At 71.8% G+C, this 11,484-nt stretch carries 11 protein-coding genes; all 11 read right to left on the reverse strand.

Annotation, left to right across the window (positions count from 1 at the left end; all coding sequences use genetic code 11):
* Positions 1-2: 2 nt before the first annotated feature.
* The 11 genes from nusA to rpsB all read right to left on the reverse strand — a co-directional run bounded on the left by nusA (position 3) and on the right by rpsB (position 11,425).
* Positions 3-1,178 (reverse strand): transcription termination factor NusA, encoded by a 1,176-nt coding sequence (gene nusA, locus ACERM0_RS13725; protein WP_373679173.1) that lies wholly within the window; start codon positions 1,176-1,178, stop codon positions 3-5.
* Between the two features lie 40 nt (positions 1,179-1,218).
* Positions 1,219-1,680 (reverse strand): ribosome maturation factor RimP, encoded by a 462-nt coding sequence (rimP, locus tag ACERM0_RS13730; RefSeq protein ID WP_373679174.1) that lies wholly within the window; start codon positions 1,678-1,680, stop codon positions 1,219-1,221.
* A gap of 192 nt (positions 1,681-1,872) precedes the next feature.
* Positions 1,873-3,024: a flavodoxin-dependent (E)-4-hydroxy-3-methylbut-2-enyl-diphosphate synthase gene (gene ispG / locus ACERM0_RS13735; protein WP_373679262.1), complete on the reverse strand. Its 1,152-nt coding sequence runs from the start codon at positions 3,022-3,024 to the stop codon at positions 1,873-1,875.
* Between the two features lie 212 nt (positions 3,025-3,236).
* Positions 3,237-4,706: an RIP metalloprotease gene (locus ACERM0_RS13740; RefSeq protein ID WP_373679175.1), complete on the reverse strand. Its 1,470-nt coding sequence runs from the start codon at positions 4,704-4,706 to the stop codon at positions 3,237-3,239.
* The gene (dxr, locus tag ACERM0_RS13745; protein ID WP_373679176.1) at positions 4,703-5,899 is read right to left on the reverse strand and encodes a 1-deoxy-D-xylulose-5-phosphate reductoisomerase; all 1,197 of its coding nucleotides are present in this window, start codon (positions 5,897-5,899) and stop codon (positions 4,703-4,705) included. The genes ACERM0_RS13740 and dxr overlap by 4 nt, the downstream gene beginning before the upstream one ends.
* On the reverse strand, positions 5,896-7,059 hold the full coding sequence (gene rlmN / locus ACERM0_RS13750) for a 23S rRNA (adenine(2503)-C(2))-methyltransferase RlmN (protein ID WP_373679177.1): 1,164 nt from the start codon (positions 7,057-7,059) through the stop codon (positions 5,896-5,898). The genes dxr and rlmN overlap by 4 nt, the downstream gene beginning before the upstream one ends.
* A gap of 205 nt (positions 7,060-7,264) precedes the next feature.
* Positions 7,265-8,140 carry a phosphatidate cytidylyltransferase gene (locus ACERM0_RS13755; protein WP_373679178.1) on the reverse strand — a complete coding sequence of 292 codons (876 nt, stop codon included), beginning with the start codon at positions 8,138-8,140 and terminating at the stop codon, positions 7,265-7,267.
* Positions 8,141-8,144: 4 nt separating this feature from the next.
* Entirely contained in the window at positions 8,145-8,705 is a 561-nt protein-coding gene (gene frr / locus ACERM0_RS13760; protein ID WP_373679179.1) for a ribosome recycling factor, read from the reverse strand.
* Positions 8,706-8,789: 84 nt separating this feature from the next.
* Positions 8,790-9,533, reverse strand: a complete 744-nt coding sequence (gene pyrH / locus ACERM0_RS13765) for a UMP kinase (protein ID WP_373679180.1) — start codon at positions 9,531-9,533, stop codon at positions 8,790-8,792.
* Between the two features lie 194 nt (positions 9,534-9,727).
* On the reverse strand, positions 9,728-10,339 hold the full coding sequence (locus tag ACERM0_RS13770; RefSeq protein ID WP_373679181.1) for a translation elongation factor Ts: 612 nt from the start codon (positions 10,337-10,339) through the stop codon (positions 9,728-9,730).
* A gap of 126 nt (positions 10,340-10,465) precedes the next feature.
* The gene (gene rpsB / locus ACERM0_RS13775) at positions 10,466-11,425 is read right to left on the reverse strand and encodes a 30S ribosomal protein S2 (RefSeq protein WP_373679182.1); all 960 of its coding nucleotides are present in this window, start codon (positions 11,423-11,425) and stop codon (positions 10,466-10,468) included.
* Between the last annotated feature and the right edge of the window lie 59 nt (positions 11,426-11,484).

The raw sequence follows: 11,484 nt of genomic DNA on the forward strand, positions 1-11,484 counted from the left end.
CGCTAGGCGCCCGCCTCCTCGGCGTCTGCCGGCGCGGCGTCGCCCGCGGCACCGGGCTGCTCGCCCTCCTCGAGCGCCGTCTGGCGGGCAGCCTCGGCGGTTTGTACGGCCGCTTCGATGGCTGCCTCGCCCTCGGCGGAGAGGGGGTTGCCGTACTCGTCGATGAGCCCCTTCTCGAACGCCTCCTGGAACGCACGCTGTTCCTCGGCGAACTGGGTCTCCGACTTGATGTCGATCCGCCAGCCGGTCAAGCGGGCCGCGAGCCGGGCGTTCTGCCCCTCGCGGCCGATGGCCAGCGACAGCTGGTAGTCGGGCACGATCACCATGGCCGTGCCGTCGTCCGGGTAGAGATAGACGTTGCTGACCTTGGCCGGCGACAGCGCGTTGGCGACCAGGTCCTCCGGCTCGTCGGCCCAGCGCACGATGTCGATGCGCTCGAGCTCGTCGGCGTGCAGCTCCTTCTGGACCGCACGCGCCCGCTGGCCCCCCGGACCGACACACGCGCCGACGGCGTCGACGTTGGCGTCGTTGCTCATCACCGCGACCTTGGTGCGGTGCCCGGCCTCGCGGGCGATGCCCTTGATCTCGACGATGCCTTCCTCGATCTCCGGCACCTCGAGCGCGAACAGGCCGACGACCAGCGCCGGGTGGGTCCGCGAGGCGACGATCTGGGCGCCGCGGGCCTGCTTGCGGACCTCGATCACGACCGCGCGGGTGTGGGCGCCGTGCTCGAGCCGCTCGTTGGGGATCTGTTCGGCGTAGGGCAGCAGCGCCTCGGTGCGGCCGAGCTCGATCAGGGTGACGTTGCCCTGCTGGCTGATCTGGCCGGAGATGATGTCGCCCTCGCGGCCGACGAACTCGCCGTAGGTGACCTCGCGCTCGGCCTCGCGCAGCCGCTGCAGCAGCACCTGCTTGGCGGTCTGGGCCACGATGCGCCCGAAGTCCCTGGGCTCCTCGCGCCACTCGGAGACGATGTTGCCCTCGTCGTCGAGTTCCTGGGCGTACAGCGTCACCTCACCCGTCGTCCGGTCGACCGTGACGCGGGCCTCGTCGGCGGTCGCGTTGTGCGAGCGCTTGTAGGCCGAGGCCATCGCGGTCTCGAACGCCTCGACGACCGTGAGGAAGTCGATGCCCTTCTCGCGCTCGATCTGGCGCAGGGCGTCGATGTCGATCTTCATCCGTCTACCTCCTCACGTGTCGGTGCCCGTCGCGCGTCGCTCACCACGGCAGGACCACCTTGCCGTGGTCGACGTCGGCGAGGGCGACGACGACCTCGTCGCCGTCCACGTCCAGCGTGACGCTGGACTCGTCCGCCACCACGACCGTCCCGGTGAGCTCGCCGAGCCCCTCGGTGCGCACGACCCGGACCTCGCGGCCGACGTTGCGGGCGAAGTCGCGCGGGCGGCGCAGCGGTCGGTCCACGCCCGGTGAGGTGACCTCGAGCGTGTAGCTCGACGGGATCAGGTCCCGCTCGTCGAGCGCGGTGCCGACGCGGCGCGAGAGCGTGGCGATGACGTCCACGTCCAGGCCACCGTCGGCGTCGGCCACCAGGCGCACCAGCCGCCGGGTGCCCTGACCCTTGACCTCGACGTCGACCAGTTCCACGTCGAGTTCCTCCGCCAGCGGCGATGCCAGGGCACGGATCGCCTCCGGCAGCTGCCGGTCGTCGGTCCTGGCCATGTCACCCCCCTCTCGCGGGTCTCGTGTGGTACCGACCGCACGTGGTGTGCGCGCCGGGGCGTCTCACGACGACGGCCGGCCCGCAGAGGGCCGACCGCGCGATGCGACGCTTTGGTTGGTCGTCGAACGTACCACCTCGGGCATGCCGGTGCCAGGGTGGCCTCGTCGGCCACCCCGGTGTCCCGTGGCACGTCAGGAGACGACGCTGGGCGTTCCCGACCCCCGTTCCGAGCGGATCTCCTCGGCCATCTCGGTGGCGTAGTGGACCAGCGCCTCGACGATGTCCTCCTCGCGGACCGTCGCAATGCGCTGGCCCTTTTGGATGATCTCGCCCTTGCCGTTGCCGGCGGCGACGCCGAGGTCGGCCTCGCGGGCCTCGCCGGGGCCGTTGACGACGCAGCCCATCACGGCGACGCGCAGCGGGACGTCGATCTTGCCCTCGAGGCCCTTCTGGACGTCCTCGGCCAGGGTCCAGACGTCGACCTGGGCGCGACCGCACGAGGGGCAGGACACGACGTCCAGACCTCGTTCGCGTAGGTGCAGGGACTCCAGGATCGCGATCCCGGCCTTGACCTCTTCGACCGGGTCGGCCGACAGCGAGACCCGGATGGTGTCCCCGATGCCCTCGGCGAGCAGGGCGCCGATGCCGACGGCGGACTTGATCGACCCGGACTTCAGCGGCCCGGCCTCGGTGACCCCGAGGTGCAGCGGGTAGTCGCAGCGCTCGGCCAGCAGCCGGTAGGTCTGGATCATGGTCCAGGGGTCGGAGTGCTTGACGGAGATCTTCGTGTTGTGGAAGTCGACGTCCTCGAGCAGGCGCACCTCGCGCAGGGCGGACTCGACCATCGCCTCCGGCGTGGGGCCGCCGAACTCCTCGAGGACGCTCTCCTCGAGCGAACCGCCGTTGACGCCGATGCGGATCGCGACGCCGGCCTCGTCCGCCAGCCGACCCAGCAGGGCGACCTTGTCGTGCTTCTTGATGTTGCCCGGGTTGATGCGCACGCCGGCGCAGCCGGCCTCGATGGCCATGACCGCGTACTTCCACTGGAAGTGGATGTCGGCGATGACGGGGATGCGCGCGTGCTCGGCGATGCGCGCCAGCGCCTCGGCGTCCTCGCGGCGCGGTACCGCCACACGCACGGCGTCGGCCCCGGCCGCCTGGCAGGCGGCGATGGCCTGCAGCGTGAGGTCCGCCTCGTGCGTCGGCGTGACGGTCATGGTCTGCACGCTCACCGGGGCGTCACCGCCGACCTCGAGCGGGCCGAGCCGGATCTTGCGCGACGCCCGGCGCGTCGGTCCCGACGGCGTCGGTGCCGGCGCGGGGCCGGAGGGCACGATGGGCAACTGGGTGGTCACGAGCGACTCCGTGCGGGGTGGACCACGACGTCGACGCCAGCACACGGCGCCGGCCGGCCGTCACGGCCGGGCGAGAGGACACCACGGTACCCGGGTGCCTCGCCGGAGGTTCGGACCGGTGAGGTGTCCCAGATGCCGGGCACACCGCCAGCGGCGAGGTGCCGGCGAGGCGCCGACGAGGCGTCGCGGGAGCGGCGGACTCAGCCCGGCAGACGGATCGGGTTGGTGATGTCCAGCCACAGCAGGGCGACGAACACCGTGCCGAGGATCGCCAGGACCGGGATGGCGACCGCGGCCACGGCGCGGGGGTCGACCGTGAAGTCCTGGGCCTTGCCGCGGACGCGGCGCACCGCGTTCACCGCCCGTTCGATGCCGAGCACGGCGAGGTGTCCGCCGTCGAGCGGTGGCAGCGGCACGAGGTTGAAGATGCCGATGAAGATGTTGATCGACGCGATCAGCAACAGCAGCGTCAGCAGGCCGTAGGTGGTGCCGCCGGACTGGCCGGCCAGCGACGCGGCGCCGACCAGCGACACGGCGCCGTCCATTGCCCGCTCCTCGGTCCCCGACGCCTGCGAGAACAGGTTCGCCAGCCCGGTGGGCGAGAACACCCGCCCGAGCGCCAGGATCGAGCCGACGAAGATGGTGAAGAACCCGGCCGGCCCGACGAGGGACTCCTCGATCGCGCGGCTCACGGAGTAGCGCTCGAAGATCTCCGCCGGCAGGAAGCCGACCTGCCCGAAGGTCTCGCCGGTCTCCTGGTCGACGGCCTGCGCGGGCGTGATCGTCAGCGTGATCTCCTCGCCGCCGCGCTCGACGACGAACTCGGTCGGCTGCTCCGCACGACCGCGGATGACCTCCCGCAACTCCTCGTAGTCGTCGGACCGGACGCCGTCGACCGCCACGACGCGGTCGCCGGGCTGCAACCCACCGACGTCGGCGGGCTGTCCCTCGACGACCAGGTCGACCGTGGTGCCGACCTGCCCGGTGGGCTGCGGCACGAACAGGAACATGCCCAGCAGCACCACGATCGCGATCAGGAAGTGCATCACCGAGCCGGCCACGAGCACCACCGCCCGTTGCCACGCGGGGCGGTCGGCGAAGAACCGCCCGCGATCGCCCTGGGTGATGCGGTGGTGGAGGTCGCCGAGCCGGCCGGTGTCGGGCACCTCGCCGGCGATGACCTCGTTGAGCACCGTGCGTGCGTGCACGAGGCCGGCGTCCTCGCCGAGGTTGACCCGGGTGCGGTGCACGATCCGCTCGGTCAGGTCACGGCCGGCACCGCGGCGCCGCAGTTCGTCGGCCAGCCGCCCCCAGGTCCGCTCGGGCAGTCCCCGCCCGGCGGGCACACCGGCCGCGGGCACGAACTCGGCCTCGCGGGTGCGGTCGCGTTCGACCGCGGCCGGATCCAGGATCTGGTCGGGCACCGGCCGCAGCCGCTCGTCGAGCGGGGACATGCCCTTGATGCGGACGAAGCCGCCCAGCGGCAGCGCCTTGACGCCGTACTCCGTCTCGCCGCGGTGGGTCGACCACAGGGTCGGACCGAAGCCGAGGAAGTAGCGGTCGGCGCGCATCCCGAACCATCGGGCCGTCAGGAAGTGCCCGAGTTCGTGGATCATGATCGCCACGATGATGCTGACGACGAACACCGTGATCGCGGTCGCCCCGCTCATACCACTTCTCCCTTCGAGACCGCGCGTGGCGCGGTCAGGGCACGGCTCGCGTACCGGCGCGCCCAGGCGTCGGCAGATGTGACGTCCGAGAGGTCGCGCGGGTTGCCGGGGTTCTGGCCCGCCCACGCCTCCAGGGTGGCCTCCACGACGCCGGTGATGTCGAGGAACCCGATCCGGCCGTCGAAGAAGCCCTCGACCGCGACCTCGTTGGCCGCGTTCAGGACCGCCGGCCACGTCCCGCGGCGCCGTCCGGCGGACTCGGCGAGGTCGAGCGCGCGGAAGGTCGAGCGGTCGACCGGCTCGAAGGTCAGCTGCGACAGCCGGGTCCAGTCGCAGGCGACGAACGCGTGGGGCAGGCGCTGCGGCCAGGCCATGGCCAGCTGGATCGGCAGGCGCATGTCCGGCGGGGACAGCTGCGCGAGCGTGGAACCGTCGACGAACTCCACCATCGAGTGCACCACGGACTGCGGGTGGACGACCACGTCGAGCCGGTCCCAGGGCACGTCGAACAGCTCGTGGGCCTCGATGAGCTCCAGCCCCTTGTTCATCAGCGTCGCGGAGTTGCAGGTGACGACCGGGCCCATCTCCCACGTGGGGTGGGCGAGGGCGTCCTCGACGCTCACGTCGGCGAGCTCGGCGGCGCTCCGTCCACGGAACGGTCCGCCGCTGGCGGTCAGCACCAACCGGCCCACTTCGCTGCGCCGTCCGCCGCGCAGGCACTGGGCCAACGCCGAGTGCTCCGAGTCGACCGGGACGAGGTGCGTCTCGCGGCCGCCGGCGGCCTCGGCGGCGGCCACGACCAGGTCGCCGCCGACGATCAGGCTCTCCTTGTTGGCGAGCGCGACCGGGGTCCCGGTCTCCAGGGCCGCGAGCGTCGGCGCGAGGCCGACGGCGCCGGTGATGCCGTTGAGGACCAGGTCCGCGTCCAGTCGCGCCAGCTCCGTCACGCCGTCGGGTCCGTCGAGGACGTCGAGGTGGGTGTGTTCGGCGGCGAGCTGGTGCCCCGCCGCGGGATCGCCGATCGCGACGGTCCGTACGCCGAACTCCCGGGCCTGGTCCGCCACCGTGGCCGCGTCCCGCCCGGCGGCGAGGCCGACCACCTCGAAGCGGTCGGGATGGGCGCGCACCACCTCGAGGGCCTGCGTGCCGATGGAGCCGGTCGAGCCGAGCAGCACCACGCGGCGCCGGCTCATGACCGGTCCCCGTCGCCGAGCTGCCGCAGGTCCACCCGCTCGGCCGCGCCGACGGCGGCCGGCAGCCGCGTCCCGGCGCCGAGGGTGTAGCTGGCCAGCAGCTGCCCACAGGCGGCGTCCGCGTCGCGACCGCGGGTGTCACGCAGGGTGATCTCCACGCCGGCCCGACGGACGCGCTCGACGAAGTGCTTCGTGCGGCGGGCCGAGGGTTCCTTCCAACGCACACCCGGGGTCGGGTTCATCGGGATGACGTTGACGTGGGCACGCAGGCGGCGGGCGATGCGGGCCAGCTCGTCGGCCTGGCGGTCGTCGTCGTTGACCTCGCCGATCAGGCACCACTCGATGGACACACGCCGATTGGTGCGCTGTCGGTACTCGCGCACCACGGCCTCGAGCTCGGCCAGCGGGTGGCTGACGTTGATCGGCACCAGCTCGTCGCGCAGGTCGTCGGTAGCGGCGTGCAGGCTGACCGCGAGGGTGAGCGGCAGGCCGAGGTCGGCGAGCTTGCGGATGCCGGGGACGAGGCCGACGGTGGAGACGGTGATGCCCCGCGCGGACAGGTCGAAGCCGTCCGGGTCGTGCAGCCAACGGACCGTCGCCAGGGTCGCCGGCAGGTTCGCCAGCGGCTCGCCCATGCCCATGAACACGACGTTGGTGACGTGGTCGGGCGCACCCTCGGGCAGGTCCTGTTCGCCGATGCCACCGCTGCGCAGGGCGGCGTCGGCGACGACGACCTGACGCACGACCTCCCCCGCGGTCAGCTGGCGGCGGAAGCCGGCCTGGCCGGTGGCGCAGAACGGGCAGCCCATCGCGCAGCCGGCCTGGGTCGAGATGCACACCGTGGCGCGTCGCGGGTAGAGCATCAGGACGGTCTCGATCGCCTCGCCGTCCGGATAGCGCAGCAGCAGCTTGTGGGTGTGCCCGTCGTCGGCGACCGTGTGGGCCACCAGCTCCGGGCGTGCCGGCGCGAACCGTTCGGTCAGCCGTTCGCGCAGCGCGACGGGCAGGTCGGTCATCTCCGCCGGGTCGTCGACGCCGCGGACCAGCCAGGCGTGCAGCTGGTCGGTCCGGTACCGCGGCTGGCCGAGGTCTGCCAGCAACGCGGTCAGCTCGTCGCGGCTGAGCGCGTAGGGGTCGACCGCGGTGGCGGACTGGGACACGACGAGACCTCGGGCGATGGGGTGAGGACGGCGGGCGGCTGACCTGGAAGGGTACGACAGCCCGGCGGCCGGTGACGGTACGGGGCCGCGGCGAGCTACAGGCTCCCGAACGCCCAGCGCGACAACGCGCGGCCGGTGACGGTTCGTGCCGGACAACGCGAGAAGCCCCGCACGCCCGGCGTCGAGGAACCGGCCGCAGAAGAACTCAGACCAGCAGTTCGACGACGTAGTAGCCGACCGGCAGGGCGAGCAGGATGCCGTCGACCCGGTCGAGCACGCCGCCGTGTCCCGGGAGGACGTCGCCGAGGTCCTTGACGCCGAGGTCGCGCTTGAACATGGATTCGGCGAGGTCGCCGACGAAGGACGCGACGCCGCAGGCCGCGCCGAGCACGGCGGCGGTGGCGGGCGTGAACAGCTCTCCGAAGCGGGGCAGCAGCAGCGCCAGCAGCACGACGGCGGTCAGGACACCGCCGAGGAAGCCCTCCCAGGTCTTGTTCGGGCTGACCGACGGGGCGATCTTGTGCCGTCCGATCGCGACGCCGAACGCGTAGCCGCCGACGTCGGTGAAGATGGCGGCGGCCACCACCGCGAACACGACCAACGCCCCCTGCGAGGGGCGGTTCACCAGCAGGACGGCGAACGAGGCCAGGAATCCGACCCACAGCCCGAACAGGGCGGTGACGGAGAGGGTTCGGACCACGTCGAGGCGACGTGAGTCGCTGAGCTGGGAGAGGATCCCACCGAGCAGGAGCACGGCGACGCCCACGGCCTGGCCCGCGTGACCGGCCTGGTAGGCGCCGAAGAGCATCACCAGGGTGGCCACGATCGCGACGGCGACCTCGAGGTGCAGGTCGACGGTGCGCAGCACCCGGCCGGCCTCGAAGTAGGCGATCACGGTCAGTCCGGCGACGACCGCCGCGAACGCCATCGGGTGCCACAGCAGCGAGCCGACGAACAGTCCCGCGAGGACGACGCCCACGCCGATGGCGAGCGGCAGGTTGCGGCCGCCGACCATCCGGCGCCCGTCCGCGGGCGCCGGTGCCGGGGTGCCCTCGGGGGTCGGCTCGGTGGCGTCGGACACGACCTCAGACCTCGAGGAGGTCCTTCTCCTTCTGCTCGAGCAGCTTGTCGATCCGCGCGACGTGCTTGGCGGTCAACTCCTCGAGCTGCTTGGTGTAGCGGTCGTGCTCGTCCTTGCCGACCTCGCCGTCGTCCTCGAGCTTCTGCATCTGGTCGCGGGCGTTGCGGCGGACGTTGCGGACGGCGACCTTGCCGTCCTCGGCGGCCTGCTTGGCGAGGCGGATGAAGTCCTTGCGGCGCTCCTCGGTCAGCTCCGGGAAGACGCAGCGGATCGTGCCGCCGTCCGTGGACGGGTTGAGGCCGAGGTCCGACTCGCGGATGGCCTTCTCGATCTGGTTGACCGAGCCCTTGTCGAACGGGTTGACGAGCAGGATGCGCGGCTCGGGCACGGAGAAGTTGGCCAGCTGCTGCAGCGGCGTCGGCGCGCCGTAGTAGTCGACGGTGATGCGGTTGAGCAGCTGAGGGTTGGCGCGGCCGGTGCGGATGGCGCCGAAGTCCTGGCCGACCTTCTCCACGGCCTGGTCCATCCGGTGCTGGGCGTCCGCGACGACGTCGTCGAGACTCATGGGTGCTCCCTCGTTTTCGAACGGGCTGGTGCCCGTGACAAGCGTAGGTGTGGTGACGGTAACGGCCGGGGTGGCCGCCGCGCGTCAGTCGGCGAGGCTCTTCTCCGCGGTGACGAGCGTGCCGACGGGCTCGCCACGGACGACGCGGCGGATGTTGCCTTCGCGCAGCAGCTCGAAGACCACGATCGGCAGGCCGTTGTCCATGCAGAGCGAGATCGCGGTGGCGTCCATGACCTTCAGGCCCTGGTTGAGCACCGACAGGAAGTCGATCTCGTCGTAGCGGGTCGCCGACGGGTCGACCTTGGGGTCGCGGTCGTAGACGCCGTCGACCTGGGTGCCCTTCAGGATGGCGTCGGCGTCGATCTCCAGTGCCCGCTGGGCCGCCGTGGTGTCGGTGGTGAAGTACGGCGCGCCGAGCCCGGCGGCGAAGATCACCACGCGTCCCTTCTCCAGGTGCCGCATGGCGCGCCGGCGGATGTAGGGCTCGGCCAGCTCCTGCATGGCGATCGCGGTCTGCACCCGCGTCTCCACGCCGGCCTTCTCCAGGGCGTCCTGGAGTGCGAGGGCGTTGATGACGGTCGCCAGCATCCCCATGTGGTCGGCCGAGGAGCGGTCCATGCCCGTGGCGCCCGGCGAGTTGCCCCGGAAGATGTTGCCGCCGCCGACGACGACGCCGACCTCGGTGCCGTCCGAGGCCTGCAGTTCCGCGATCTCGCGGGCGACCTGCCGGACGATCGAGGGGTCGATGCCGCCCTTGACCTCCGGGTCGGAGAAGGCCTCCCCGGAGAGTTTCAGGAGCACGCGTCGGAAGGGGGTGCGGTTCGTCACGAATGGCTCCCGGTCGGCTGGGCGGGCCGGGAGCGCAGCCTAGCGAGCGCCGGGTGGCCGCCCCCATCGGCGCGCGATGTCGCCGGGCTCGCGTCGACACGCCGTCGGCCGACGCCCGGAACGCACGACGAGAACGCCCCCGGCGCGGGAGCCGGGGGCGTTCTGGAGCCTCGTCGGTCAGGCGCCGCGCAGCGTCAGGCGCCGACTTCGTAGCGGACGAAGCGGGCGACCTCGATCTTCTCGCCGAGGATGCCCTGCACGTCGACGATCTTCTGCTGGACGGTCTTGTCGGGGTCCAGGACGAACGGCTGGTTGAGCAGGACCCAGTCCTCGTAGACCTTGCGGACCTTGCCCTCGACGATCTTGTCGACGATGTTCTCCGGCTTGCCCTGGTCCAGGGCCTCCTTGCGGGCGAACTCCTTCTCCTTCTCCAGGAGCGCGGGGTCCACCTGGTCCTCGCGGACCACCAGCGGCTTGGTCGCCGCGATGTGCATCGCGAGGTCCTTGGCGAGCTTCTGGAACTGCTCGTTCTTCGCGACGAAGTCGGTCTCGCACGAGAGCTGGAGCAGGACGCCGACCTTGGGCGGCATGCCCGGCGTCGGGGTGTGCAGGTAGGCGTGCACGAAGCCCTCGGACGCGGTGCGCTCGGCGGCGCGGGCGTCCATCTTGGCGCCGGTGCGCTCACGCACCAGCTCGGCGGCCTTGTCGAAGTCGCCGTCGGCGTCGTCGAGGGCCTTCTTGCAGGCCATCATCGGCGCGTTGGTCAGCTCGCGCAGCTTCTTGACGTCAGCAGCGGTCACGGCCACGGGTGTTCCTCCTGGTGGTCCGTCGGTGGTCACGCCCGGCAGGGGCGGACCCGGGTGGGTGAGGTGGGGCGCGACGGGCCGGCGCGGCCGCCCGGTGGGGCGGCCGTCGCCGGCACGTCGTGGCGCTCAGGCCTGGCCGGACTCGTCGGCCGGCGCAGCCTCGGCGGGTGCCGCCTCCGCGGGCGCGGCCTCGGCCGGCGCGGCCTCGGCGGGCGCGGCCTCGGCGGGCGCGGCCTCGGCGGCGTCGCTGGCGCTGGCCTTGCTGGCCTGCTCCTGGGCCTGCTGGCGCTCGAGCTCGATCTCCCACTCGGCCTTGGGCTCGGAGACGTCGAGGCCACCGCCGGCGGATGCGGCCGCCTGCATGGCCTGGACGCGCAGCTCCTCGTCCGGCGAGCGGGACGCACGCAGCAGCAGCCCGTCGGCGCACGCGTCGGCGATGATGCGGGTCAGCAGCGCCGAGCTGCGGATCGCGTCGTCGTTGCCCGGGATCGGGTACTGGACGAGGTCGGGGTCGCAGTTGGTGTCGAGGATGCCGATCACCGGGATCTTGAGGCGGTTGGCCTCCTTGACCGCGATCTCCTCGATGACGGTGTCGACGACCCAGACGGCGTCGGGCAGCTTGCCCATCTCGCGGATGCCGCCGAGGGTGGTCTGCAGCTTCTCGTGCTCACGGTTGAGCTGCAGGACCTCCTTCTTGGGCAGCAGTTCGAAGGTGCCGGAGGCCTCCATGGCCTCGAGCTCCTTCAGGCGCGCGATACGGCCCTTGATGGTCTGGAAGTTGGTGAGCATGCCGCCCATCCAACGTTCCGTGACGTAGGGCATGCCGACGCGGTTGGCCTGCCACTCGATGGTTTCCTGGGCCTGCTTCTTGGTGCCCACGAACATCACGGTGCCACCCTTGGCGACGAGGTCGCGCGTGAAGGTGTAGGCACGCTCGATGTACCCGACGGTCTGGCGCAGGTCGATGACGTAGATGCCGTTGCGCTCGCCGTAGATGAAGCGACGCATCTTGGGGTTCCAGCGCCGGGTCTGGTGTCCGAAGTGGACACCAGCCTCGAGCAGCTGGCGCATGGTGACGACGGCCACGAATGATTCCTCTCTGGGTTCGGTTCGGCCTCCGCTCGCGTCCTCCGGGGCCGACGTCG

The sequence above is a fragment of the Egicoccus sp. AB-alg2 genome (assembly GCF_041821065.1).
GTDB lineage: Bacteria > Actinomycetota > Nitriliruptoria > Nitriliruptorales > Nitriliruptoraceae > Egicoccus.

Bases quoted from the DNA above. Each gene is read 5' to 3' on its own strand.
- nusA (WP_373679173.1), bottom strand. From the start codon at position 1,178: ATGAAGATCGACATCGACGCCCTGCGCCAGATCGAGCGCGAGAAGGGC.
- rimP (WP_373679174.1), bottom strand. From the start codon at position 1,680: ATGGCCAGGACCGACGACCGGCAGCTGCCGGAGGCGATCCGTGCCCTG.
- ACERM0_RS13740 (WP_373679175.1), bottom strand. From the start codon at position 4,706: ATGAGCGGGGCGACCGCGATCACGGTGTTCGTCGTCAGCATCATCGTG.
- dxr (WP_373679176.1), bottom strand. From the start codon at position 5,899: ATGAGCCGGCGCCGCGTGGTGCTGCTCGGCTCGACCGGCTCCATCGGC.
- frr (WP_373679179.1), bottom strand. From the start codon at position 8,705: ATGAGTCTCGACGACGTCGTCGCGGACGCCCAGCACCGGATGGACCAG.